The sequence below is a fragment of the Rhodovulum imhoffii genome (assembly GCF_003046545.1).
Classification (GTDB): Bacteria; Pseudomonadota; Alphaproteobacteria; order Rhodobacterales; family Rhodobacteraceae; genus Rhodovulum; species Rhodovulum imhoffii.
In genome coordinates, this window is sequence record NZ_QAAA01000005.1 from 103,263 (window position 1) to 128,892 (window position 25,630).

A 25,630-nucleotide genomic window follows, 5' to 3' on the forward strand; every position below is an offset into this window, starting at 1 on the left:
CGTCCATAGCGTCGCGAAACCCCGCACGTCCCAGGGAGGCGGCATGCCGGACAAAGGCTTCCCAGTTTTCCGGCCAGCCGATCTCCCGGATGAATTTCCGGGATTGGCCAAAGGGAAAATCGAAGCCTGCGATCCAGGGGCCTTTTTGTTTCAGGGCGGTTTCGAAGCTTGGAAAATCAGGAAAGGTTTTGAGCTTGCCTGCCGTCAGCGTTTGGTTTTCGAGAATGCAATGCAGCCATGTAATCGGCTTTGTCCTGCCGGGCCTGCTGGTAAAGTTTATACCATGAACTTCCATTCCGGGTTTCTGTCCGCGCTATTGCCCCGGCGTTCTCATTTCTTTTCTCGGGACCGGTTTTGATTATGTGCTCACGGGGGATTTTGGCCAAAAATACGCGCAATTGGCATTTCCCGATCACGCGCCTTTCCAAAAGAAAAAGGGCCAGACCCTGACCCTTTTACTTCTCCCTGTCGGACGGGCCGACTTATCTTGAAGGGAAGGTAGGCAGTTTGTTAACACCCGTCAACCGGTTTATACGGTGTTTTCGGGGCTGTGCGTGGGGGAAAGCCGGTGTATCCTTCGACCTAAACGTATTAAAAACGAGGGGCTCATGGAGCAGGGGATTTTCGTCGGCGGCGGCGGGTCGGAATACACTGTGCCGCAATATCTGCGTCTGGATTATGCCAACCGCCATGGGTTGATCGCCGGGGCAACGGGAACCGGAAAAACAGTGACGCTCCAGATTCTTGCGGAAAGCTTTTCTGCGGCGGGGGTGCCTGTGATCGTTGCCGATGTAAAGGGCGACCTGTCCGGCCTTGCCATGCCTGGTTCCGCACAGGCCAAGCTGCATCAGCCCTTTCAGGAGCGTGCGGCGCGCATCGGTTTCACGGATTACGCCTACCGCGAATTTCCCGTGACATTCTGGGATGTCTTCGGGCAACAGGGGCACCCGGTACGCACCACCATCGCCGAGATGGGGCCTTTGCTTCTGGCGCGGATGCTCGAACTGACGGAGGTGCAGGAAGGGGTTTTGAACATCGCCTTCCATGTCGCGGATGAACAGGGGCTGCCGCTTCTCGACATGGATGACCTGCGGGCGCTGCTGGTTTGGCTGGGCGAGAACCGGTCTCTTGTCTCGCTGCAATACGGCAATGTTTCGACAAGTTCGATCGGGGCGATCCAGAGACAATTGCTGGTGCTTCAGAATCAGGGTGGGCTGAGCCTGTTCGGTGAGCCCGCGCTGGAATTGGGCGACCTGATGCTTTGCGATGCGGACGGGCGCGGCCGGATCAACATCCTGGCTGCGGACAAACTGATGCTTTCCCCGCGGCTTTACGCCACCTGCCTGCTGTGGTTGCTGTCGGAGCTTTTCGAAGCTCTGCCCGAGGTCGGCGACCCGGACAAACCCCGGCTGGTGTTCTTTTTCGATGAAGCGCATCTTCTTTTCGAAGATTCCCCCGATGCGCTGGTCGAAAAGGTCGAACAGGTTGCGCGGCTGATCCGCTCCAAGGGGGTTGGGGTTTATTTCGTCACCCAGAACCCGGCCGATGTCCCCGACGATGTGCTGGGGCAGTTGGGCAACCGGGTTCAGCATGCCCTGCGCGCTTTCACGGCACAAGACAGGCAGGCATTGCGGCTGGCGGCACAGACCTACCGGGACAACCCCCGCTTCGACATCGCGGATGCGATCAGTGAGGTCGGTGTGGGGGAGGCCGTAACCTCGTTTCTTGAGCGCAAAGGAGTGCCGGGCGTTGCGGAGCGCACGCTGATCCGCCCGCCGTCATCGCGCCTTGGGCCGATCACCCCGGCAGAACGTGCAACGGTGATGGCCGGTGGGCCGCTTGCCGGCAAATACGACACTGCCGTTGACCGAGACTCCGCCCATGAGATCCTGACCCGGCGTGCCGAGGAGGCCGCCCGCGCCGCCGCAGAGGCAGAACGCCGCGAAGAAGCGCGGATCCTGGCCGAACGGCAGTTTTCCTCGGCCCGTCGCTACAGTGCGCGCGCGCCCCGCCAGGGCGAAGGCCTGACACAAGCGTTGAGCAAGGTCGTGATGAAAGAGCTCAAGGGCACGACCGGTCGACGGCTTGTCCGCGGGGTTCTGGGCAGCCTGTTCAAGGGGCGTTAAAGCGGGCCGATCTTCAGTTTCGTGACCCGGTTGGCCTGCCGTTGCAGCACCTCGAAGCGGAAACCGTGAAACGAAAAAACCTGCCCCGGCGTCGGGATCATCTGCGCCTCGTGAATGACGAGCCCTGCAATGGTGTTGGCCTCTTCGTCGGGCAGGTTCCAGTCGGTCGCGCGGTTGAGATCCCGGATCGTCATGGCCCCGTCGATCAGGTAGTGCCCGTCCTCGGTGCGCCGCAGCGGGCGTTCGGCATCGACGTCGAACTCGTCGGTGATCTCGCCGACGATTTCCTCCAGGATATCTTCCAGCGTGATCAGTCCACGCAGGGCACCGTATTCGTCCACCACCAGTGCGAAATGGGTGTGGCGGCGCAGAAACTCGCGCATCTGGTCATCGAGCGTCGTGGTGTCCGGCACGAAATAGGGTTTTTTCGCCACGTCCAGTACGCGGAACCTTTTCAGGTTTCCGTTGGCCTCACCGTCCTGGTGCAAAAGCGCGTCGATCGCGCGCAACAGATCCTTGGAGTGGACAACGCCGATGATGTTCTCCGGATCGCCCTTGAAGATCGGTAACCTCGTGTGGGGGCTGTGCAGGCACTGGGCAAAAATCGCCTCAGGGTCGTCATCGGCGTTGACCATTTCGATCTTGGAACGGTGGAGCATCACTTCTTCGACGGTACGCTCTGCCAGATCCAGCGCCCCAAGGATGCGGTCACGGTCCTCTTTCATCACGACGCCCTCGGAATGCCCCAGTTGCAGGGCCCCGGCAATTTCATCGCGCACTGCCAGAACCTGCCCGTCCGGGTCTGTCTGAACGCCGAACAGCGCGAGCAACCCGCGCACCAGAGCACGTACCGCCGCGACAATGGGAGAGAACACCATGATCACCAGCCGGATTGCCGGCGACACGCGCGAGGCGGCGGTTTCGGCATTGGTGATGGCGTAGGTCTTGGGCAGGACCTCGGCAAAGATCAGCACCAGCAAGGTCATCACCAGTGTCGCCAGCGCGACGCCCGACTCCCCGAACATGCGCGTGAACAGCGAAGTTGCCAGAGATGTCGCCAGAATGTTCACCAGGTTGTTGCCAAGCAGGACCGAACCGATCAGCCGCTCGTTATCTTCGGTGATCTTGAGCGCGCTGGCGGCCCCCCGGTCCCCCTTGTCGGCGCGGCTGCGCAGTTTCCCGCGCGAGGCCGCCGTCAGCGCGGTTTCAGACCCGGAAAAGAAGGCAGACATCACCATAAGTCCGGCGATGGCGGCCGTGGTCAGCCAGAATGTGGCGTCAAGCACGGTAGAGCTGTCCATGATTTTCGTATTCCTTGGGGTGTGGGCCTTTTATGGGGAGTCTGTGCGAACCGTTCAAGCATCGCGCGCAAGCGGATGTCGTTCAAGAACCAGTTGGCGCAGGTGTTCGTCCAGAACATGTGTGTAGATTTCGGTCGTGGAAATGTCCGAATGCCCCAGCAGGGTCTGGATGGCCCGCAGATCCGCGCCACCGGCAAGCATATGGGTGGCAAAAGCGTGGCGCAGTGTATGGGGGGACACTTTTGACGGGTCGATCCCCGCCCGGGCCGCCATTTCCTTGATCAGCAGGTAGAACCGGTTGCGGGTCAGGTGCCCGGACCGCCCGCGCGACGGAAACAGAAAACGGCTGGGCGGACGCCCTGCGAGACGGGCCTTTTCTTCTGCCGCGTCGCGTTCTGCCAACCACAACAGCAATGTCGTGCGTGCCGGCAGGGAAAGCGGAACCATGCGCTCGCGCCCGCCCTTGCCGCGGATGAGGATCATCTCCGGGTCGCCGCGTACCGTGGCGACGGGCAGTCCGACCAGTTCGCTGACCCGCATGCCGGTCGCGTAAAGCATTTGCAAAAGACACGAATTCCGCGTGGCATCCCTGTGAGGCAGGGCCGCAGCATCCAGCAACCGGATGACTTCCTCCTGTGTCAGGGTCGTTGGGAGGGACTTGCGCCGCGTCGGCCCCCTGATCTGGAGCGCGGGATTGTCGTGACGCCAGTCTTCCTCATGGGTGAAACGATAAAGCTGGCGAATGGCCGAAAGCCGCCGTGCCCGCGTGGCTTCGGACAGTCCCTCGGCTTCGCAACCGACAAGAAAACTCTCGATATCCGCCTGGCTCGCCCCGGCCAGGGTTTTCTGCTGTTGGCCCAGCCAATGCGAAAACGCCTTCAGGTCGCGCCCATAGGCCAGCAGCGTGTTGCGCGCGGCGGAAAGTTCAGAGGCCTGCGCCTCTAGAAACGCATCGATCCAGCGGGTGTCGCTCATGGTCTGGCCTCCGTCAGCAATATCTCAAGGGCGGCGCGGCGGGCGGTGCTTTCCAGCCCCGCCATGCGCAGCGTCGACAGGCCCAGGACGACATCGCTCGTCTCGCCGCCAGCCGCCTCCGCAAGGGTGATGATCCCGTTGAGAATGGCCTCTCCCACGCGGTTTTCCTTCAGCCGCCGGGCATTGGCCGGGCCGGGATCGGGCGTTGTGAACGCTTCCGAGATGGCCGTTTCCATCGGTGTTTGGGCAAGCGCGGGGTCCGGGCGGCCTTGCGCCACCCCCCGCGCAAAGCGCAGCGTTGCGTCCGTGCGCACGGCAACGGTTTCGTAATCGGGGGAGAGCAGCCCGGCCTTTATCGCCAGCTCCCGTGCCGGGCCGGAAAGGGGCAACGGGGCGAGACGCGGCCCGTAAAGCTGGGCCAGGGGTTGTGTCAGTCCGGCTGCTTCCATTTGCTGCCAGGCCGTGGGTAAGGCTTGGGTGACGGCCTCCGCTTCACCGGACATCACGGCGCGGTCCAGCGCCTGCACGGCGGCGACCCGGTCCCAGATCCCGCCCGAGGCGGCGGGTTCACGCTCGGTATAAACGCCCATAAGGGCACTGGCAGGCAAGGCGCCGGTGCGCGCCAGCCGCTCCGATGCCTCGATGCGGGTTTTCCAGCCCGCGGTCGGGCGCAGGTCCGCACGGGCAAAGGCGCGGGGCAAAAGGGATGTGGGCAACGGTTCCCCGATCGCTTCGCGTATGCGAAAGACCAGTGGACTGGGACGGGTGGGCGCGGGCAGGGGAGGCTCACCTTCGAAGAGGTCGGGATCGAGAAACCGGGCCAGCAGCGTGTCTTCCTCCTCGGTGATGAAACCGAGGGCTCGTGCGGTTCCAAGCGTCAGCACCGCCGTATCCCATGCCCCTCCGCGGGCAAGGCAGAAAATCCGCGCGGGAAAGGTGGGGGCGATGTCGGGGGTGGTGCGCATGGCGGCGCAGGCACGATCCTCCTGTCCGGTCAGAAGAGAGATATCGAACCAGCGCCGAAAGAGCGTCGGCGTGTCCGGACCCGCACGTTCGACAAGGGCCTGCGCCTGGTCCAGCGCCCCCATATCCAGAAGTTTGTCCAGCCGTGCGACCAGAAGCTCCCCATCCCCGGCATTGTCCGCTGGCGGGTCGATTTCGGCCAGCAGCAGAGTGTAAAGCAGGTCCTGAAGCGCAGGCAGGGAGCGGGCGTGTTCCGCCCCGATCAGGCGGGCCAGTTCCGCCGTTGGGGTGTTGCCCCACAGATTACGCGGCAATCCGGACACCGCAGGCGACAACAACCCCACCGCATCCGGATTGGGGGCACCCAACCGTGTTACGGCGATGTCTTCGGGGGCGGCTCCGGGGGTGACCCTGGGTTCCGGGCGCTGAACGCTGGGTGGCGCGATCACCGAATCGGACAGCCAGTCGATCGCCGAAAGGGGAGAGTCGGGCCCGGCCAGCGCGGCCCCCGTACAAAGCCCCAGAAAGGCGGTGGCCCAAAGGTTATTGCGCATCAAATGTCACGGGCTGGCGCATTTCCTGCGGATCGGGTTGCAGATCCCCCAGGTATGCGTAGCCCGCCAGCGCGATGAGGGCAGCCGCGGCCAGGAAGACGAACACTTTAAAAAGACGCCACATTCTGCCTGCTCCTTTGTTGTTTTACAGGGGGTCCTGCCTCTATGCTCCGGAATATATATGGAAATCCCGGCGACTTCACGCCATTGAAAGAAAAAAACGCGATCAAGGCAGGAGGTTGCCCAGTTGGCCTGGCGCCTGAAAAAGACCGTTGTGATGGTTGGCATGATGGGGGCGGGAAAAACCGCCGTGGGCACGGCGCTGGCCCGGCGCCTTGGCGCGCCCTTCATGGACTCGGACGCTGCCATCGTCGAGGCCGCCAACATGACCATCCCCGAGATATTCGAGCGCGACGGCGAAGCGTTCTTTCGCCAGAAGGAGACCCAGATCATCGCCCGGTTGCTGACGGCGGAGGCGTGTGTCTTGTCCACCGGCGGCGGGGCTTATCTGTCCGAACAGAACCGGGCCACGATTTCCAAGCATGGCGTTGCCGTCTGGCTGGATGCGGAACTCGGCTTGCTGTGGCAACGCGTGCGGCACCGTGACACGCGCCCGCTTTTGCGTACCGGGAACCCGTACCAGACGTTGAAAACCCTCTACGAGCAGCGTGTTCCCCTTTACGCCAAGGCGGACCTGCGGGTGACGGCACGACCCGACTATTCCATCGAAGACATGACCGACGCGGTGATCGCGGTTCTCGAAACCCGGACCGACGTTCTGCAAAGGATCTGACATGACCCACGATACCGTTCACGTGCCTCTGGAAGGGCGCGCCTATGACATCCGCATCGGGACGGGGCTGATGGCCTGTGCGGGGGCAGAGATTGCGCCCCTTCTGTCGCGGCCGCGGGTGGCGGTTCTGACCGATGAAACCGTCGCCCGGCTGCACCTGGAGACCCTTCGCACGGGCCTGGCCGCCGAGGGAATCGAAATGACCGCCCTGGCCCTGCCGACCGGGGAATCGACCAAGGGCTGGCCGCAGTTTTCCCGCGCGGTGGAGTGGCTGATCGAACAGAAGATCGAACGTCGCGACATCGTTCTTGCCCTTGGCGGCGGGGTGGTCGGAGACTTGGCGGGGTTTGCCGCGGCGGTTCTGCGGCGGGGGGTGCGCTTTGTTCAGGTGCCGACCACGTTGCTGGCGCAGGTGGACAGTTCCGTCGGCGGCAAGACGGGGATCAACTCCGCCCAGGGCAAGAACCTGATCGGCGCGTTCCATCAGCCCAGCCTTGTTCTTGCCGATATCGGCGTTCTGGAAACCCTGTCTGCGCGGGATTTTCTGGCCGGGTATGGTGAGGTCGTAAAATACGGCCTGCTGGGAGATGCCGCCTTTTTCGAGTGGCTGGAGACGAATGGGCCGGTGCTGTCGAAAGACAGGACCGCCCGTGCCCGGGCCGTGCGCCGGTCTTGCGAGATGAAGGCCGGGATCGTTGTCCGCGACGAAACCGAACAGGGCGACCGCGCGCTTCTGAATCTCGGTCACACCTTCTGTCATGCGCTGGAGTCCGCCACCGGCTATTCCGACCGCCTGTTGCACGGGGAGGGGGTGGCGATCGGCTGTGCGCTTGCGTTCGAACTGTCCGCGCGGATGGGGTTGTGCCCGCAAGAAGACCCATCGCGTCTGAGGGCACATTTGCGCGACATGGGGATGAAGGTGGACCTGTCCGACATTCCCGGCGATCTGCCCGGTGCAGAGACGCTGATCGGCCTGATGGCGCAGGACAAGAAGGTCCGGGACGGGCGCTTGCGGTTTGTCCTTGCGCGGGGAATCGGGCACGCCTTCGTGACCCCGGATGTGGATATCCCTGTCCTGCGCGGGATGTTGGAAGAAGCTTTGACGGGCTGAAATTAAGGTTGAGAAAATCAATATTTCGATTATTCTCGAAATATGGAAGAAAAAGCCGCCATCGCCGCCTTTGCTGCCCTGGCCCATGAAATACGCCTCGATGTTTTCCGGCTGCTTGTAAAGGTGGGACCGGGGGGGATGTTGGCCGGGCAGATCGGTGAAAAGCTGGGCGTATTGCAAAACACGCTTTCGACGAATCTGACCATCCTTCTCAACGCCGGGCTGGTGAAAAACCGGCGTGAGGGGCGCGCGATACGATATTTCGCGGATATGAATGGGGTCGGAATCGTACTGACCTACCTGCTGGAAGATTGCTGCGGCAATCGTTCGGAGTTGTGTCGCCCTCTTCTCGAAAACCTGCTGAAGGACAAGACAATGGCGGATGTGTACAATGTCCTGTTTTTGTGTACGGGAAACTCGGCCCGGTCGATCCTGGCCGAATCGATCCTGAACGCCGAAGGGGCAGGCCGGTTCCGGGCCTTTTCGGCTGGTTCACGCCCGGCGGGAAAGCCGCATCCTTTCGCGGTGGACCTGTTGGAAGGGCTGAAGCACGACACCTCTTTCGTGCGGTCCAAAAGCTGGGACGAGTTTTGCGGCCCCGGCGCACCGAAAATGGATTTCGTGTTCACTGTCTGCGACAGTGCAGCGGCAGAGCCGTGCCCCCTGTGGCCCGGTCATCCGATGAGCGCCCACTGGGGTATGCCGGACCCGGCCGCGGTGACCGGAACGGATGCCGAAAAGCGTCTGGCGTTTGCCGAAACCTACCGGATGCTGAACCGGCGCATCCTGGCCTTCGTGAACCTGCCGCTGGCGACGTTGGACGGGATGTCCCTGAAACAGCGCCTGGACACTATCGGCAAGGCGCGGGTGGGGCAGGAATGACCTTTTCACATTCGCGCAGGCTGGCGGCAGAGGCGCTTGGCACCGGGGCACTTGTGGCTGGGGTGGTTGGCTCGGGAATCATGGCCGATGGCCTGACCGGGGATGTGGGGCTGGCCCTTCTGGCCAATACCATCGCGACAGGCGCAATCCTGGCGGTTTTGATTACCGTGCTCGCCCCGGTTTCCGGGGCGCATTTCAACCCTGTGGTCAGCCTTGTCTTCGCGCTGCGGAAGGAGTTACGGGCTACGGAGGCCCTTGGCTATGTCGGGGTACAGGTCGGCGGGGGCGTGCTGGGCTGTTTTCTGGCCCATGCGATGTTCGATCTGCCGGTTTTTCAGGCCGGCACGACCCTACGCGGAGGTTCGGGCCAATGGCTGGCTGAAATCGTGGCGACCTTTGGTCTTGTCGGGACGATTCTCGCGGCTGTCCGGTTCCGGCCTCAGGCGGTCGGGGGGCTGGTGGGGCTCTATATCGCGGCGGCCTACTGGTTTACATCCTCAACCAGTTTTGCGAATCCGGCCGTGACAATCGCACGGGCCCTGACCCAAAGCTTTGCCGGAATCCGGCCCATTGATGTATTGCCCTTCGTGTCGATGCAAATTCTCGGTGCGCTTCTTGCGCTGGGGGTTTTCGGCTGGGTGCTGCGCGAAAACGAAAGCCCCCGAAGGGGGGCTTAGCGTCAAAAGGGAATTTCGTCGTCCAGATCGTTTGCCGGCCCCGAAGGGCCGCCATAGTCCTGCCCGCCGGAACGTCCGCCGTCATGGCCGCCGCCATACCCGCCATCGCCGCCGCGGGAATCGAGCAGTGTCAGCTCCCCGCGATAGGGGCGCAGGACGACCTCGGTGGTGTAACGGTCCTGCCCGGACTGGTCCTGCCACTTGCGGGTTTCCAGTTGACCTTCCAGATACACTTTCGACCCCTTGCGCAGGTATTGTTCCGCAATGCGGGCGAGCGGTTCCGAAAAGATGGCAACGGAATGCCACTCGGTGCGTTCGCGCCGTTCGCCGGTGTTGCGGTCCTTCCACGTTTCGCTGGTGGCAATGCGCAGGTTGCACACCTTGCCGCCATTGTTGAACGTGCGCACCTCCGGGTCGCGGCCCAGATTGCCGACGAGAATGACCTTGTTTACCGATCCGGCCATGATGGCTCCTTCGATTCTGAGGAAATATTCTGTTTGACATGTTTACACCATTCCCGCCGTTCCATGAAAAGCGCAAAAAACCGCGTATTTCGTATCCGGGCTTTGCAATGGTTGGCGGAGCGCCTTGTTGTAAGTATAGTTAACGCGCGGTGATCGAGGGAGACGACATGAAGGCGGGTATTGCGGCAGGGCTGAGTGCCATGCTGATAGCGGCTTCGGCACAGGCCGACAGCGCCCTTTCATCCAAATCGCGCGCGTCGCTTTTCCAGTCCCAGACACGGGTGCTGGATACACGCGCGGCATCCCAGTACGCGAATTCGATTCGCTTGCAACCCAAGCCGTTCGTGACGCCTTCGCGCTATGGCGGGCCGGGATATTCGGGCAAGTACCGTGGGGAGTACCTCAATCTTGCGCGGGCTGCGGCCCGTCAGCACGGGGTGCCGGAAGATTTGTTTCTCAGGCTGGTGCAGCAGGAATCCGGCTGGAACCCCCGCGCCCGATCACACAAGGGTGCAATCGGGTTGGCGCAGCTTATGCCGCAAACTGCACGCTATCTGGGCGTAAACCCCCACGATCCCCGGCAAAATCTCGAAGGCGGGGCGCGTTACCTCAAGACCCAGTATGACAAGTTCCGGTCCTGGCGGCTGGCCCTGGCGGCTTATAACGCCGGACCCTTGGCCGTGGAAAAACATGGCGGTGTGCCGCCCTACCGCGAAACCCGCAATTATGTGCGTGCCATTCTCGGCGGGTAGGATCGGCGCGGGGCGCGCGCAGATGCCTTCGGCGAGGATATTTTAACCAAAGCAAGGGTCTGTCAGGTGTCTTCTGTCTGGATGACGGGGCGCATGAGATGCAACTGTTCCTCCGAAAGGTGGCATTTCAGGCTGTGCCCCGGCGCGATTTCCCGCAAGGGCGGGGTTTGCGTTTCGCAAAGGGGGCCGACCTTGTCTTTCCAGCGACAGCGCGTCTGAAACGGGCAACCCGGAGGCGGGTTCACGGCGGAGGGGATGTCGCCCTCCAGCACAATGCGCTCTTTCTTCACTTTGGTGTCCGCGATGGGGACGGCGGAAAGCAGCGCCTCCGTATAGGGGTGATAGGGGGGGGCAAAAATCTGCGCAGTCGTGCCGAGTTCCACGACATGCCCCAGATACATTACAAGAACCCGATCGGCGAGGTACCGTACGATCGACAGGTCATGGCTGATGAACAGGAGTGTCGTGCGTTTTTCCCGCTGCAATTCCATCAGCAGGTCGGTCACCGCTGCCTGGACTGAAACGTCCAGCGCCGAGACCGGTTCATCCGCCACCACCACGCGGGCATTGCCGGCAAAGGCACGGGCAATGCCGACACGCTGTTTCTGCCCGCCCGAGAGCTGGCGCGGCATTCGGTTGGCAAAGGCTCGCGGCAGCTTGACCAGGTCCAGAAGTTCAAGCATGCGTTCGCGGCGCTCTGCCACGGTGGTACCGACGCCGAAGATTTCCAGCGCGCGCATGATCTGGTGGCCCACTGACATCGAGGGGTTCAGTGTGTCGAACGGATTCTGGAAAACCATTTGCAGGTTTCCAACCATCTCCCGCGGGCGTCTGGCCACGGGGATATTCTGAATTTCATTCCCGCCGAAGGTCACCGTGCCGCCGGTAGCGGGCTGGAGCCCCAAAATCACTTTGGCCAGGGTGGATTTGCCGCAGCCCGACTCCCCAACGATAGCGAGTGTTTCCGCCTCCCGTGCTTCGAAGCTGAGGGTTTCGTTGGCTTTGACCACGCGCTTTGCCCCGCCGGTCAGGGCATTGGCGGCGACGCGGTAGTATTTCTGCAACCCCTCGACCTTGAGCACCACCTCTCCCGGTTCGACCGTGCCGGTGGCGACCGGCAGCGGCGGGGGGGCCGACCAGTCGATTTCTGGCATGCGCAGGCAACGGCTTTCGTGGCGGTCATTGCCGGGGATGGGCTGCATCGTCACCTTGGCCGTGTCACACTGGCCTTCCCGGAAGAAGGTGCAGCGCGGGCCGAAATTGCACCCCGGCGGACGCTCGTGCGGAAGGGGAAAATTGCCCGGAATCGCCACCAGCGGGCGGGCGGTCTTGTCCGCGCCGGGCAGCGGGATCGAGCGGAACAAGGCCTGTGTATAGGGGTGGCGCATGTCCTCGAACACGTCGGAGATGGAGCCGCGCTCCACCGCCTCGCCGGAATACATCACGCAGATCCTGTCACAGGTTTCCAGGACCAGTCCGAGATTGTGGGAAATGAACAGCATCGAGGTGCCGTATTTGCGCCCCAGCCCCTTTACCAGATCCACGATCCCGGCCTCGACGGTCACGTCCAGCGCGGTGGTGGGCTCATCGAGTATCAACAAGGAAGGCTTCGACATCAGCGCCATGGCGATGACGATGCGTTGTTGCTGTCCGCCCGAAAGCTGATGCGGGTAGGCGCGGAAGATGCGTGCGGGATCGGGCAGGCGGACATCTTCGATCATCCGCAGCGCCAGCTTCCGGGCGGCCTCTTTGGAGGCGCTTTCGTGGATCATCGGGACTTCCATCAACTGCTGTCCCACACGCATGGCGGGATTCAGGCTGGCCATTGGTTCCTGATAGATCATGGCGATTTCATCGCCACGGATGTTGCGCAGTTCTGGCTCCCCCATCTTGCACAGGTCGCGCCCCTTGAAACGGATCGTGCCAGATGTGATCCGCCCGGTGCGCCCCAGATCCTGCATGATGCCCAGTGCCACGGTCGATTTTCCGCAGCCCGATTCCCCCACCAGCCCGACCGCCTCTCCCGGCTGGATGGTCAGAGAAAAATCCATTACCGCCGGGATTTCCCGCAACCGAGTGAAAAAGCTGATGGACAGGCGGTCGATTTCCAGAACGGGGCCTTCGTGGTGCCACTTCATGTCGTCTTCCTCAATCCTTCAGGCTTTCTTCCCGCAGGCCGTCCGCCAGCAGGTTCAGCCCCAGAACGAGGCTCATCAGTGCCAGTGCCGGCGGCAGGGCGGGGTGCGGATAGATCGAGAGCAATCCGCTGGCACTGGCGATGGTGGAACCCCAGTCAGGGCTTTCCGCCGACACGCCAAGCCCGAAGAATCCCAGCGTTCCCAGCAGGATCGTCGTATAGCCGATGCGCAGGCAGAAATCGACGATCAGCGGTCCGCGCGCGTTGGGCAAAATCTCCCACAGCATGATGTACCACGGCCCCTCGCCGCGGGTCTGGGCGGCGGCGACATAGTCGCGGGTCTGGATGTCCATGACCAGCCCGCGCACGATACGAAATACCGTGGGGGAGTTCACGAACACCACCGCCACGAACACGATCAGCGTGTTTGGGGGCATCGAGATAACCCCGAGCGGGTCGGCATCGAAGGCCAGCCCGGCGTAAAGCCATGCGCCAAGGGTTACGGTAATACCGACATACAGGGCGCGCTGGCTCGGTCGCGTCCGGTAGCGGGAATTCCACAAGATGACGAGGAACAGGATCGGAAACAGGAACAGAACCCCCGCCAGGCCCGAAGGAATGGCCGAGGCCATGATCTCCGGCGTAACCAGAAGATAGAACAGCAGGATGACCGGAAACGCGAGTACCAGGTTGGCGATGAAGGACAAGATCAGATCCAGCCGCCCCCGGTAATAGCCCGCAGGCACCCCCAGCGTGATACCGACCATGAAGGCGAAGGCCGTTGCCGCCGGCGCAATCTTGAGAACTTCGCGCGCCCCCATCACCATGCGCGAAAACACGTCGCGGGCCAGGTTGTCGCCTCCCAGAAGGTAGTAACCGTAGCCTTCGGCCCCGTCGGGAAGGGGGGTTCCGGGGGGCTTGTTCTTCATCCCAGACAGAACCTGGATCGGGTCATGGGGGGCGATGATGTCGGCAAAGAGCGCCGTGAAAAACCAGAACATCACCAACCCGTAGCCGATCATGCCCACGGGGCTGTCGAAAAGCTTCCCGTAAAGCCCCAGCCGCCGCCGGAAGGCGAAGGACAGGGCGAAACTGGTCGCCAGCGCCCCCCACACGGGCCAGAACCGAACGAACATGCGAGCAAGGATTTCGCCCCAGCCAAGAGCGTCCATCGCGGTCTCCTTATGAAATGCGGATGCGTGGGTTGAGAAACACGTAGCCGATATCCGAAATCAACTGCGTGACCAGCACCACCAGAACCGCAACGATGGAACAACTCAACAGCAACTCGATGTCGTTGGTGTCGGCGGCAGTGAACAGAGTCCAGCCAAAGCCCTTGTAATTGAACAGGGTTTCAACCACGACCACCCCGGTCAGAAGCCACGGAAACTGCAACATGATCACCGTGAAAGGGGCGATCAGCGCGTTCCGCAAGGCATGGCGCAGGATGATCCTGCGAAATTTCAACCCCTTCAGGCGGGCCGTACGGATGTATTGCGCCGTCATCACCTCGGCCATGCTGGCGCGGGTCATGCGGGCGATATAGCCCATCCCGTAAAGCGCCATGGTGGCGACCGGCAGGGCGAAGTTTTCAAATGTCACGTCGCGCATCGCCGACGCGGCAGAGCCTTTTACCCATTTCAGCCCCACCGCCGAAGATGCGAAAACCGCGATGAAGATCACGCCGGAGACGTATTCCGGCGTTGCCGTCCACAGGATCGAAAAAGACGACAGCACCCTGTCTGCGCGGGACCCTTCGCGCATCCCGGCCAGGACACCGATGATCAGCGCCGAGGGAATCATCACGATCATCACCCAGAACATCAGCGTACCGGTCAGGGCAAGCCGGGTGGCGATGATCTCTGATACATCGGCACGGAACCGGGTGGAGTAGCCGAAATCGCCCTGAAGGATACCGCAATAGGCCGGGGCGGTTTCCGGCGCTGCGCCACGATGGAGACAGCGCCCGGCAACGGTGCCGTCGGGGGCGGTTCGCGTCCAGCCGGGCACGACACCGATCCACTCTCCATAGCGGATCAGCAGCGGGCGGGCATAGCCGTTCTTTTCCAGCCAGCTCGCCACCTCGGCGTCGCTCATGCGGCTGTTGCCCTGGGTCTTGGCCAGTTTCTCGAGATTCGGATCGAGATTGGTCAGGAAGAAAACCACGAATGTAAGGCAGAGCGCCGTCAGGGCCATGACTCCGACGCGCTTGAGAAGAAACTTGATCATTCAGCCATCCTGTCACAGGGAAAGACGGGAGCAACCCGCTTAGGCCCAGCCCAGGTGGTGGATGTTGATTTCATCCTTCTGATGCCGGTCCGCATTCAGGACGCCGGGCCTCACATGTCGGTAAAGCGAACGCCAGTAAGGCTGAATGATGACGCCTTCATCACGCAGTATCTGCTGTAGTCGGGCCATTTTCTCTCGCCGGGAACCGGCATCGGCGATGGCCATGGCTTCGGTCAGAAGGGCGTCGAACTGCGCATTCGCAAAGGCGGTTTCGTTCCACGCGGCATCGCTGCGATAAGCCAGGGCATAGACCTGGACACCAAGTTCGCGCCCGTTCCAGTTGACGACGGCAAAAGGGTATTTCTGCCAGTCGTTCCAGAAAGATGTTCCGGGGATGATCGTGCGCTTTACCCGCAGCCCCGCATCGCGCAACTGTGCGGCGCAGGCATCGGCCGTGTTACGGCGCCAGTCGTCGTCAATGGAGATCAATTCATGCTCGAAATCCAGCATTCCGGCCTCTTCCATCAGGCGGCGGGCCTCGGCGGGGTCGTGTTTCAGCGGGGGAAGTTGCGCATATTCGGGATGAAGGGGGGAAACATGGTGGTTTTCGGCCACCTCGCCGCGCCCGGCATAACCCAACTCCAGAAGCACGGCGTTATCCACGGCCAGTTGCAGTGCCCGGCGCACGCGCACATCGGCATAGGGTTGGCGGCCATTCACCTGTGCTTTCTGGTTGGTGCGAATCACAACGGTGGAGGCGGTTACGATCTCGGACCGTTCCCAGCCGATGGCATCGAACACGTCGACGAAATCGCCGACGGAATCGTAGTTTACATCAAATTCCTCAGCCTCGGCGGCAGCGACGGTGGCGGCCGGGTCGGTGCCAAAATCGATGAACTCCACCCGGTCGAGATAGGCATCGCCCCAGTAGGTGTGATCGGGGTTACGCTCCAGCACCGCGGTCACGCCGACCTGATGCTCGGCAATGCGGTAAGCCCCGGTGCCCACACCGTGATCCAGCACGTTCTGTCCGATCAGGTCGCGGTGCTGCACGGCGGCAGGGTAATCCGCGAAACTGGGGATGAGCGTGATGTCGGAAACCGGCAGTTTCAGCCGCACGGTCAGCGCATCCTCGACCGCAACGGCACCTTCGACAATCCTGCCGGTTTGCGCATCCACCAGCGAGGCCAGACGCGTCGCCATGGAGTTACCCTCCACTTTGGTATCGCACCAGGCCTCGATATTCGCAACCACGTCCGCGGCGGTGAAGTCGTCGCCATTGTTCCATTTCACGCCGGGGCGCAGCTTCAGCCGGTATTCCGTGGCGTTCCCGTTGACTTCCCAGCTTTCCAGCAGAACCGGCCGGAAGCTGCCGTCGTGGCGGAGTTCGACAAGATATTCCAGAACGCCACGGCTGAGGTTGCCCATCTGGCTGAAGTCGTAGAGACGCGGCTCCTTGAGGGCAAGAACATCCATCTGGATGCGGAGGGTGCCCCCCTTTTTCGGGGTCGCCATATCCTGGGCGCGCGCCGGGGAAGGCAGCCCGGCCAATGTGCAGGCGGCGGCGGCAGTCGCGCCCAGCGCCGTCGCACGGGCCATGAATTCGCGTCGCGACATTTCCCCCGCACGGAACTCCCGGGCGAACATGCGCACGGCGGGGTGCACGGGCTTTCCGTTGATCGTATCCGTGGTCATTGCAATCTCCTTGTCCGGGCCACGCGACTGGCAGAGCGCGATACGCTCACGGGGCCCATGGGACCCGCCATGCCTGCAAGATGTGGAACGGCACATCTGTATCGATGCGTGGCGTCATGGTCTGAAAACGACATTCCGGCACAACAGAAACGACATTCTTCCAAAAGGCAACCCTCTAGGTTGGCGTGACGGCCCAGCGCGGCCAGTTGCCAAGCCGGGAACGAAACCAGGTGCGCTGACGTTTGGCATACTGGCGGGAGGCCGCCTGCGCCGCCGCCCGCGCCTCATCGAGTGACATTTCCCCCCGCAGATGGGCGATGAGTTCCGCGGCCCCGATCGCCCTGGAGGAGAGCAGCGCCGGGTTCCAGCGGTTCAGGTTGGCGCGGGCTTCGTCCAGGGCGCCGGTTTCCAGCATCCTGTCAAAGCGCGCCTCGATCCGCCGGGCCAGCCAGTCGCGATCAGCCTCGATCACCAGCGGTTGCGCCTGTGCCAGCGGCAAGAGCGGGGGGGGCGTATCATCCTGCCAGGCCGCCAGCCCTTTGCCGGTCGCCTGCAAGACCTCCCATGCCCGCTGGACCCGCGCGGGGTTGAACGGGTCAACGCGGGCACGGGTGGCGGCGTCCAGTTCTTTCAGCAGGGGGCGGTGGCCTTCCCTTGCGATACGCCGGTCGGCAAGGGCGCGAATCCCGGGCGGGGTCGGCGGGATATCGGCAAGCCCCCCGGTCAACGCGGAAAAATAAAGCCCCGTGCCGCCCACGACAATCGGACGCTCCGGGCCGCGCAGGATCGGCGCGATGTCCCTCAGCCAGTGGCCGACGGAATATGTTCCGTCAAAGGGCACATGCCCATACAGGCGATGGGGCCGTGCCGCCTCCTCCCGCGGGGTGGGACGCGCCGTCAGGATGCGCCAGCCCTCGAAGACCTGTAGCGCGTCGGCATTGACGATCACGCCGCCCACCTCGCGGGCGATCTCCAGCGCGAGGGCGGATTTTCCGCTGGCGGTCGGGCCGGCGATCAGAATCGGGCGGTCGTCAAGAGGCGGCAGAGACATGGGACAGAGGCCTGGGGCTGTGCTTCTTCGTTGAACCCGGAAGGATTTTCCGACATTTTGCGCGCAAACAACAATCCGGGATCGAACCATATGAGTGAGGCAAACGGCAATCAACCGGCACCCGCGTATAAACGCGTCTTGCTGAAAATCTCGGGCGAGGCCCTGATGGGCGATCAGGGATACGGCCTGCACCCGCCGACCGTGGAGCGCATCGCGCGGGAGGTTAAATCCGTTCACGACCTCGGGGTTGAGATCTGCATGGTCATTGGCGGCGGCAACATCTTTCGCGGGTTGCAGGGCAGCGCACAGGGGATGGAACGTACCACCGCCGATTATATGGGCATGCTGGCGACCGTGATGAACGCGCTGGCGATGCAATCGGCGCTGGAGGGTCTGGGTGTTTTCTGCCGGGTCATCACCGCCATCCGCATGGACGAAGTGGCCGAGCCCTATATCCGCCGCCGCGCCGTGCGTCACCTCGAGAAAAAGCGCGTCTGCATCTTTGCCGCGGGCACCGGAAACCCCTATTTCACGACCGACACCGCCGCCACCCTGCGCGCCAATGAAATGGCCTGTGAGGTGATCTTCAAGGGAACCAAGGTCGACGGCGTCTACGACAAGGATCCTGTCAGGTACGGCGATGCCCGGCGGTATGACGATATCACCTATGACGACGTCCTGCGCGACAACCTGGGCGTGATGGACGCCTCGGCCATCGCGCTGGCGCGGGACAACAATCTGCCCATCATCGTCTTCTCGCTGGATGAGCCGGGGGGGTTTCGCGGGATTCTCGCGGGGGAAGGCACCTATACAATCGTGCACGGTTGAGGCTATAGCAGAAGGCAGAGGCCCTGCCGGCAAAACAAGAGACAAAGACAATGGCTGACGAAGATCTTGAAATCGACCTCGATGACCTGGCGCGCCGGATGGACGGTGCGATGAATGCGCTCAAGCAGGAATTTGCGTCGCTGCGCACCGGGCGGGCCTCTGCGTCGATGGTGGAACCGGTGATGGTGGATGCGTACGGCGCCACGACCCCGATCAACCAGGTAGGCACCGTCAATGTGCCCGAACCGCGAATGGTCACCATCAATGTGTGGGACAAGTCCCTGGTGGGCAAGGTCGAAAAGGCGATTCGGGAATCCGGCCTGGGGATCAATCCGCAGACCGACGGCACCATCATCCGCCTGCCGATTCCCGAACTGAACGAAGAGCGCCGTCGTGAGTTGACCAAGGTCGCCGCCCAGTATGCCGAACACGCCCGCGTCGCGATCCGCAACGTGCGCCGGGACGGTATGGACCAGTTGAAGAAGGCCAAGGCCGCTGGCATGGGGGAAGACGACGTCAAGATCTGGTCGGACGAAATTCAGGAACTGACCGACGCTTACATCGGCAAGGTCGATGCGGCGCTGGAGCACAAGCAAGACGAGATCATGCAGGTCTGACGGGCCGCATGGCCGGAAAGGAACAGCGCGTGGCCGCGAAAGAACCAGAGCAGGGCGCGCCGACCCATGTTGCGATCATCATGGATGGGAACGGTCGCTGGGCACAAAAGCGGGGGCGGCCCCGGCTGTTCGGTCACAGGGCGGGGGCGCGGCGTGTGCGTGAAATCGTCACGGCCTGCCCTGACCTCGGCATCCGGTACCTGACGATTTTCGCCTTTTCCACGGAAAACTGGCGCCGCACGCAGGTTGAGGTGGCCGGGCTTATGAGCCTTTTCCGCCGGTATATTCAGAAGGAGGCGCTGGCCCTTCGGGCGGAGCGGGTCCGGGTCCGGTTCATCGGCGACCGTGACAGGCTGGATGCGAAACTCGTGGCGCTGATGCAGTCGCTTGAGACGATGACCGAGGCCAATGACCGCGTTCACCTGACGATCGCGTTGAATTATGGCGGACGCGACGAAGTGGCCCGTGCCACCCGCCGTCTGGCGCGCGAAGTGGCCGCCGGGCGGCTTTCGCCCGAGGATGTCGATGCCGAAACGCTGGCCAGTTTTCTGGATACCTGCCTGCTGCCCGACCCGGATCTTGTCATCCGGACCTCGGGGGAGGCGCGGATCTCGAACTTCTTGCTGTGGCAGTCGGCCTATGCGGAATACGAGTTCACGCCGGTGCTGTGGCCCGACTTCACGGCAGACCATTTTGCGCGAATTGTCGGGACTTATTCGACTCGGGACAGGCGCTATGGCGCGGTGAAAATATGATGGCACAAAAATGGGACGATCTGGCAAAGCGCACGCTTTCGGCCCTGGCGATGGCTGCGGTCGGGGTGGTGGCGGTTTGGCTGGGGGGCATCTGGTTTGCGGCTCTCGCGGCGCTGGCCTGTGGCGTGATGCTGTGGGAACTGGCGCGCATGCTTTCGCCCACGCAAACGCACCTGGCGCTGACGCTGGCCGCTCTGGGCGGGGGAGCCGTGCTGTTGGGGCGCGTGCTGCCCGGGTCTTTGGGCTATGTGGGGGTGGCGGGGCCTGCGATGGTCGGGGCGGCCTTGCTGATGAGGGAAAAGGCGGTCTTCGCGGTCTATGGGGTGGCGATAACCGTGGCAGCCTGCGGGTTGGTGGATTTTCGTGTGACGCACGGGGCGGTCTGGCTGGTCTGGCTGGTGCTGGTGGTTATCGCCACGGATGTGTTCGGGTATTTCGCAGGGCGGATGTTTGGCGGGCCGAAATTCTGGCCCCGTATCAGCCCCAAGAAAACATGGGCCGGTACGGTGGCGGGCTGGGTTGCTGCCGGGGTGATCGGGGTGCTGTTCCTGACTTTCACCAATGCCGGGCGCGATTTGCCCTGGATTTCAATGCTGCTGTCGCTGGCCAGCCAGATGGGCGACATTGCCGAAAGCGCGATCAAGAGGCGCGCAGGGGTGAAGGACAGTTCCTCGCTTTTGCCGGGTCACGGCGGGCTGCTCGACCGGTTTGACGGTTTGCTTGGGGCGTCGCTGTTCATGCTGCTGGTCGCCCAACTTGTCTATGTGCCCGAAGTGAGGTTTTGAAGAATGCGCAAACGCATCACGATTTTCGGTGCAACCGGATCGATCGGTGAAAACACGGTGGATCTTCTGACTCGCCAGGGCGGGGCGGAGGTTTATGACGTGGTTGCGCTCAGCGGGGGGCGAAATGTTGCCCGTCTGGCGGAGCAGGCAAAGGCGTTACGGGCCAGCCTGGCCGTGACGGCCTTTCCCGAATGTTACGAAGATCTGAAAGCCGCGCTGGCGGGCAGCGGTGTCGAGGCTGCCGCGGGCCCGCAGGCCCTGATCGAGGCGGCGGACCGCCCGTCCGACTGGATCATGTCGGCCATCGTGGGCGCGGCGGGGCTGGTGCCGGGGATGAGGGCGCTGCGCCACGGAACGACGCTGGCGCTGGCCAACAAGGAAAGTCTTGTGACTGCCGGGCCGCTTCTGATGGCGACGGCACGCGCAAACGGAGCACGCATCCTGCCGGTCGACAGCGAACATTCCGCTGTGTTCCAGGCGCTGGCGGGGGAGGATATAGACGCCGTGGAGCGCATCATCATCACCGCTTCGGGCGGGGCCTTCCGGGATTGGCCGCAGGAGGATATCGCCCGCGCCACGCCGGAGCAGGCCTCCAGCCATCCGAACTGGGCGATGGGGCAGCGGATCACGGTGGACAGCGCCTCTATGTTTAATAAGGCCCTTGAACTCATTGAAACAAAAGAATATTTCGGGATAGATCCCGGCAGAATAGAGGCTGTCGTGCACCCCGAATCCCTGGTTCACGCGCTGGTGGGATTTCGTGACGGGGGGATCATGGCCCATGTCGGCCCGCCGGATATGCGCCATGCCATCGGTTATGCCCTGAACTGGCCAAACCGGGCGGAACTGCCTGTCGCGCGGCTGGATCTGGCGGAAATCGGCAGGCTGACCTTTCGCCCGGCCTGCGAGACACGCTGGCCCGCGTTGCGGCTTGCGCGGCTGGTCATGGCGCAGGGCGGGTTGAGCGGTGCGGTTTTCAACGGCGCAAAGGAGCGCGCGCTGGATGCCTTCCTTGACCGCCGGATCGGGTTTTTGCAGATGAACGATGTAGTGGAGGCCAGTCTTGAGGTCCTTTCCGATCACATCGTTCACAGCGATACGGTTATGGACCTTGACGTCATCCTGCACACGGACCATCTGGCCAGAGAAGCCGCCGAGGGTGTGATCAGCCGCCTGCACGCCGCCTGACCGGAAGGAAAGCTCTTGGATATCCTCACATTGATTCCGTCATTCGGGAACCTCCTTTTCACAGGGGGGGCGTTCGTTGTCGCGTTGAGCGTGATCGTGGCGATTCATGAATACGGGCATTATATCGTCGGGCGCTGGTGCGGTATCCATGCGGAGGTGTTTTCCATAGGCTTCGGTCCGGTTCTTACCTCACGGGTGGACCGGCGCGGGACGCGTTGGCAGATCGCTGCGCTGCCTTTCGGGGGCTACGTTCGTTTCCTGGGCGATTCCGACGCCGCCAGCGGCAAGGATGGCCGCGCGATCGAGGCGATGGGGGCTGAAACCCGGCGCCGCACCATGCATGGTGCGCCCCTTTGGGCCCGCACGGCGACAGTGGCGGCGGGGCCTTTGGCAAATTTCCTGTTGGCGGTGGTAGTGTTTGCGGCACTTTCGCTGGTGCGCGGCACGGCGATTGAGCCGCCCACGGTCGGTGAGTTGAAGCCTTTGCCGCGGGCGGTGGCGGCGCTGGAGCCGGGGGACGAGATCGTGGCGATCAACGGGCAGGCGACGCCGGATTACGCCAGCTTCTACGGGGTGGTGGGGGGGCTGCCGCCCGGTGGCGCGGTGACTTATCGGCTTCGGCAGGGGGGGGAAACCCGCGAAATTACTGGCACGCATCCGTTTCCACCGATCATCGACGAGGTACAACCCGGCCTTCCGGCCGGGGAGGTCGGGCTGAAGCCCGGTGACGTAATCGTGTCGATCGACGGGCAGCCGATTTCCGCATTCCCGCAAATGCAGCAGGTGGTGAACACGGGCGGCGGCGCACCGATGGTGTTGGGCGTGTGGCGAGATGGCAGGGAGTTTGCCGTTACGCTGGCGCCGCGCTCGGTCGACCTGCCGCAGCCCGATGGCGGGTTTGAGACGCGCTGGCTGATCGGCATGACCGGCGCGCTGGCCTTCTCCCCGCAAACCCGGACCCCCGGCGTGATCGAGGCGCTGGCCTACGGGGGCAACCAGATCGTCTATATCATTCAGGCCAGCCTGTCGGGACTTTATCATATGGTGACCGGGGCGATCAGTTCCTGCAACCTGTCCGGGCCTTTGGGCATTGCCGAAAGCGCCGGCGCGGCGGCGGCTCAGGGACCTTCCAGTTTCATTTGGCTCATCGCCATGCTTTCCGTCGCGATAGGGCTTTTGAACCTGTTTCCGGTGCCGGTTCTCGATGGGGGGCACCTGGTCTTTTACGCTTATGAGGCAATCGCCGGGGCCCCGCCGCCCGAACGGGCGATGCAGGCCATGATGGCCTTCGGGTTTGCAATGCTCGTCATGTTGATGGGGTTTGCCATTTTCAACGATATGGTGTGCCGCTGATCCTGTTTTGACAAGGACGGGTTAAGCGGCTAGCAAAGCGCGTGAACATGCGAGATGCGGGGAGCGCAATGACCCAGAGGAATGGCAAGGCGGCAACCCTGTCGCGGCGGGCAAAATGGATGCTGACTGCGGCAGTGATCGGCGCGGTGTCCGTACCCGTGGACATGGTGCCCCCGGCGGCAGCGCAGAGTTACCGATTCACCCAAGTGGAGATCGAGGGCAACCAGCGCGTCGCAGGGGAGACCATCCTCAGCTATGCCGGGATCGGGCGCGGGCAGAACATATCCGCAGCGGAACTGAACGATGCCTATCAGCGCATCGTTGCCAGCGGCCTGTTCGAAACCGTTGAAATCGTGCCGCGTGGCAGCACGCTTGTTGTCAAGGTCAGCGAATATCCCACGATCAACGTTATCAATATCGAAGGCAATCGCGCGCTCAAGGATGAGGACCTGCAAAATATCATCCAGTCGAGATCGCGCCGGGTTTACAGCCCCGCCCTGGCCGAGGCGGATGCCGCGACCATCGCCACCGCCTATGAACAGACCGGTCGCATCTCCGCCACGGTAACGCCGAAGATCATCCGCCGTTCCGAGAACCGCGTTGATCTTGTGTTCGAGGTCGCGGAGTCCAAGGTCGTCGAGGTGGAGCGGATTTCCTTTGTCGGGAATCGCAGCTTCAGCGAACGTCGCCTGCGCCGGGCGCTGCAAACCAAGCAGGCCGGACTTTTGCGCATGTTCGTGCGCAGCGATACCTTCATTGCCGACCGCATCGAGTTCGACAAACAGGTTCTCAGGGATTTTTATGCCTCCCGCGGGTTCATCGATTTCGAGGTGCTTTCGGTCAATTCCGAACTGACCCGTGAACGCGATGCGTTCCTTATCACCTTCAATATCCGGGAGGGACAACCGTTCAGGTTCGGTGAAATCACCGCCAGCAGCGACTTGAGCGAAGTGGACCCGGAAGCGTTCGAACAGGCCATTCGGATTCGCGAAGGGCAGGGTTATTCTCCGCAGGCGGTGGAAAATACCATCGCCCGGCTGGAGCGTCTTGCCATCCAGAAGGGGCTGGATTTCATCCGCATCGATCCGCAGGTCACCCGTAACGACCGCGACCTGACCCTGGATGTCGATTTCCGCGTCGTGCGGGGGCCGCGCATTTTCGTGGAACGTATCGATATCGAGGGCAACGCCACCACGCTGGACCGTGTCGTGCGCCGCCAGTTCCGTACCGTCGAGGGCGATCCTTTCAACCCCCGTGAGATCCGCGAAACCGCCGAGCGTATTCGGGCACTCGGGTTTTTCAGAAAGGCAGATGTCGAAGCGCGGGAGGGAACCTCGCCGGGGCAGGTCATCGTCGATGTCGATGTGGAGGAACAGCCGACAGGGTCGCTCAATTTCGGGCTCAGCTACTCGGCTTCGTCCGGGCCGGGTGCGGCTCTGTCGTTCTCGGAGCGCAACTTTCTTGGCCGCGGGCAGCATCTGAACTTTTCGGTCAATACCGGGGCCGACAACGCGGTGTCGCGTTTCCGTTTTGCCGAGCCTGCCTTTCTGGGGCGCAATGTCCGCTTTGCCTTCGATGCGTCCTACGCGGTATCGGACGACCAGGACGATGAGCTTTACAAGACCCATCGCATCCGGCTCCAGCCTTCTCTGGAATTCCCGATCAGTGAGAACGGGCGGCTCGAACTTCGCTACACGCTTGAGGAAGACCGCCTCTATGACTACACGGGCGAGTCCAACATCATCGCCGCCGAGGCCGAGGAAAATGCCCTGATCGCGTCCAAGCTGGGCTATACCTACAGCTACGATACCCGAACCACCGGGCTGAACCCGAATGCGGGCATCGTGTTTCGATTCAGCCAGGATTTTGCCGGTCTGGGGGGAGACAGCGAGTATATAGAGACGACCGCTCTGCTGGGGGGGCAGACCCGCGTATGGAACGAAGAGGTCACCCTGCGTGCGGAGCTGGAAGGCGGTGCGTTGCACATGCTCAGCGGGAACAGCCGGGTGACAAACCGCTACACCCTTAACGGCAAGATGCGTGGCTTCCAGCCCAACGGGCTTGGCCCGCGCGATCCGGCGGAAGACGATGGCGAGGCGCTTGGCGGCAACATGTTCGCCGTGGCCCGGTTCGAGGCCGAGTTCCCCGTTGGATTGCCCGAAGAATACGGTATCACCGGCGGTCTTTTCGCAGATTTCGGGACGGTCTGGTCTCTGGACAATACCGATAACGGCCGCGTGGATGACGATTTCAACCTGCGCTCGGCTGTCGGGGTTTCCATTTTCTGGACCACGCCCATCGGGCCTTTGCGGTTCAATTTCGCCGCGCCGCTGATGAAGGAAGACTACGACGAGGAGCAGACCTTCGATCTTACGATTTCGACCCGGTTCTGAT

The 25,630-nt window shown here is 62.5% G+C and carries 23 protein-coding genes and 1 pseudogene; 14 read left to right on the top strand and 10 right to left on the bottom strand.

Features of this window, described 5'->3' with window-relative positions; all coding sequences use genetic code 11:
• Positions 1-43: 43 nt before the first annotated feature.
• Together C8N32_RS15080 and C8N32_RS05885 are read left to right on the top strand one after the other, a co-directional pair.
• The gene (locus C8N32_RS15080) at positions 44-358 is read left to right on the top strand and encodes a hypothetical protein (RefSeq protein WP_201132401.1); all 315 of its coding nucleotides are present in this window, start codon (positions 44-46) and stop codon (positions 356-358) included.
• 250 nt (positions 359-608) lie between these two features.
• Positions 609-2,126, top strand: coding sequence for a helicase HerA-like domain-containing protein (locus C8N32_RS05885; protein ID WP_107891549.1), 1,518 nt, complete (start codon positions 609-611; stop codon positions 2,124-2,126).
• On the opposite strand, the gene C8N32_RS05890 is transcribed toward C8N32_RS05885, so the two are convergent.
• From C8N32_RS05890 to C8N32_RS15465, 4 genes are read right to left on the bottom strand one after another with little or no spacing between them, the layout of a single operon-like run.
• The gene (locus C8N32_RS05890) at positions 2,123-3,427 is read right to left on the bottom strand and encodes an HlyC/CorC family transporter (RefSeq protein ID WP_201132400.1); all 1,305 of its coding nucleotides are present in this window, start codon (positions 3,425-3,427) and stop codon (positions 2,123-2,125) included. The genes C8N32_RS05885 and C8N32_RS05890 overlap by 4 nt on opposite strands.
• Positions 3,428-3,481: 54 nt before the next feature.
• Entirely contained in the window at positions 3,482-4,402 is a 921-nt protein-coding gene (locus C8N32_RS05895) for a tyrosine recombinase (protein WP_107891551.1), read from the bottom strand.
• Entirely contained in the window at positions 4,399-5,919 is a 1,521-nt protein-coding gene (locus tag C8N32_RS05900; protein ID WP_107891552.1) for a hypothetical protein, read from the bottom strand. Before C8N32_RS05900 ends, C8N32_RS05895 begins: the two co-directional genes overlap by 4 nt.
• Positions 5,909-6,043 (bottom strand): hypothetical protein, encoded by a 135-nt coding sequence (locus C8N32_RS15465; RefSeq protein WP_274610745.1) that lies wholly within the window; start codon positions 6,041-6,043, stop codon positions 5,909-5,911. The genes C8N32_RS05900 and C8N32_RS15465 overlap by 11 nt, the downstream gene beginning before the upstream one ends.
• A gap of 90 nt (positions 6,044-6,133) precedes the next feature.
• On the opposite strand from C8N32_RS15465, the pseudogene C8N32_RS05905 reads away from it, so the two are divergent.
• From C8N32_RS05905 to C8N32_RS05920, 4 genes and pseudogenes are all read left to right on the top strand, one after another.
• Positions 6,134-6,712: pseudogene (locus C8N32_RS05905) on the top strand (shikimate kinase); the annotation flags it as partial.
• A gap of 1 nt (position 6,713) precedes the next feature.
• Positions 6,714-7,823: a 3-dehydroquinate synthase gene (aroB, locus tag C8N32_RS05910; RefSeq protein ID WP_107891554.1), complete on the top strand. Its 1,110-nt coding sequence runs from the start codon at positions 6,714-6,716 to the stop codon at positions 7,821-7,823.
• Between the two features lie 42 nt (positions 7,824-7,865).
• A complete protein-coding gene (locus C8N32_RS05915; RefSeq protein ID WP_107891555.1) occupies positions 7,866-8,705 on the top strand; it encodes an arsenate reductase/protein-tyrosine-phosphatase family protein in 840 nt (279 codons plus the stop codon).
• Complete coding sequence (locus C8N32_RS05920; protein ID WP_107891556.1) at positions 8,702-9,382, top strand: aquaporin; 681 nt, start codon at positions 8,702-8,704, stop codon at positions 9,380-9,382. Before C8N32_RS05915 ends, C8N32_RS05920 begins: the two co-directional genes overlap by 4 nt.
• Before the next feature lie 2 nt (positions 9,383-9,384).
• On the opposite strand, the gene ssb is transcribed toward C8N32_RS05920, so the two are convergent.
• Complete coding sequence (gene ssb, locus C8N32_RS05925; RefSeq protein ID WP_107891557.1) at positions 9,385-9,846, bottom strand: single-stranded DNA-binding protein; 462 nt, start codon at positions 9,844-9,846, stop codon at positions 9,385-9,387.
• Between the two features lie 167 nt (positions 9,847-10,013).
• Here ssb and C8N32_RS05930 point away from each other — a divergent pair, with 167 nt between their 5' ends.
• On the top strand, positions 10,014-10,598 hold the full coding sequence (locus tag C8N32_RS05930) for a lytic transglycosylase domain-containing protein (protein WP_107891558.1): 585 nt from the start codon (positions 10,014-10,016) through the stop codon (positions 10,596-10,598).
• 62 nt (positions 10,599-10,660) lie between these two features.
• On the opposite strand, the gene C8N32_RS05935 is transcribed toward C8N32_RS05930, so the two are convergent.
• The 5 genes from C8N32_RS05935 to miaA all read right to left on the bottom strand — a co-directional run bounded on the left by C8N32_RS05935 (position 10,661) and on the right by miaA (position 17,710).
• A complete protein-coding gene (locus tag C8N32_RS05935; RefSeq protein WP_107891559.1) occupies positions 10,661-12,736 on the bottom strand; it encodes a dipeptide ABC transporter ATP-binding protein in 2,076 nt (691 codons plus the stop codon).
• A 10-nt stretch (positions 12,737-12,746) separates the two neighbouring features.
• The gene (locus C8N32_RS05940; protein ID WP_107891560.1) at positions 12,747-13,907 is read right to left on the bottom strand and encodes an ABC transporter permease; all 1,161 of its coding nucleotides are present in this window, start codon (positions 13,905-13,907) and stop codon (positions 12,747-12,749) included.
• 10 nt (positions 13,908-13,917) lie between these two features.
• On the bottom strand, positions 13,918-14,964 hold the full coding sequence (locus C8N32_RS05945; RefSeq protein ID WP_107891561.1) for an ABC transporter permease: 1,047 nt from the start codon (positions 14,962-14,964) through the stop codon (positions 13,918-13,920).
• 39 nt (positions 14,965-15,003) lie between these two features.
• Positions 15,004-16,659 carry an ABC transporter substrate-binding protein gene (locus C8N32_RS05950; RefSeq protein WP_107891562.1) on the bottom strand — a complete coding sequence of 552 codons (1,656 nt, stop codon included), beginning with the start codon at positions 16,657-16,659 and terminating at the stop codon, positions 15,004-15,006.
• A gap of 175 nt (positions 16,660-16,834) precedes the next feature.
• Positions 16,835-17,710, bottom strand: coding sequence for a tRNA (adenosine(37)-N6)-dimethylallyltransferase MiaA (miaA, locus tag C8N32_RS05955; protein ID WP_107891563.1), 876 nt, complete (start codon positions 17,708-17,710; stop codon positions 16,835-16,837).
• Positions 17,711-17,800: 90 nt separating this feature from the next.
• Between miaA and pyrH the strand changes: the two genes are divergently transcribed.
• From pyrH to bamA, 7 genes are all read left to right on the top strand, one after another.
• A complete protein-coding gene (pyrH, locus tag C8N32_RS05960) occupies positions 17,801-18,538 on the top strand; it encodes a UMP kinase (RefSeq protein ID WP_107891644.1) in 738 nt (245 codons plus the stop codon).
• Between the two features lie 50 nt (positions 18,539-18,588).
• The gene (gene frr / locus C8N32_RS05965; protein ID WP_107891564.1) at positions 18,589-19,155 is read left to right on the top strand and encodes a ribosome recycling factor; all 567 of its coding nucleotides are present in this window, start codon (positions 18,589-18,591) and stop codon (positions 19,153-19,155) included.
• 8 nt (positions 19,156-19,163) lie between these two features.
• Positions 19,164-19,910, top strand: a complete 747-nt coding sequence (gene uppS, locus C8N32_RS05970; RefSeq protein WP_107891565.1) for a polyprenyl diphosphate synthase — start codon at positions 19,164-19,166, stop codon at positions 19,908-19,910.
• Positions 19,910-20,695, top strand: a complete 786-nt coding sequence (locus C8N32_RS05975) for a phosphatidate cytidylyltransferase (protein WP_107891566.1) — start codon at positions 19,910-19,912, stop codon at positions 20,693-20,695. Before uppS ends, C8N32_RS05975 begins: the two co-directional genes overlap by 1 nt.
• A gap of 3 nt (positions 20,696-20,698) precedes the next feature.
• On the top strand, positions 20,699-21,883 hold the full coding sequence (dxr, locus tag C8N32_RS05980; protein ID WP_107891567.1) for a 1-deoxy-D-xylulose-5-phosphate reductoisomerase: 1,185 nt from the start codon (positions 20,699-20,701) through the stop codon (positions 21,881-21,883).
• A 15-nt stretch (positions 21,884-21,898) separates the two neighbouring features.
• Positions 21,899-23,236, top strand: coding sequence for an RIP metalloprotease RseP (rseP, locus tag C8N32_RS05985; RefSeq protein ID WP_107891568.1), 1,338 nt, complete (start codon positions 21,899-21,901; stop codon positions 23,234-23,236).
• A gap of 119 nt (positions 23,237-23,355) precedes the next feature.
• The gene (gene bamA / locus C8N32_RS05990) at positions 23,356-25,629 is read left to right on the top strand and encodes an outer membrane protein assembly factor BamA (RefSeq protein ID WP_242509555.1); all 2,274 of its coding nucleotides are present in this window, start codon (positions 23,356-23,358) and stop codon (positions 25,627-25,629) included.
• Position 25,630 lies beyond the last annotated feature (1 nt).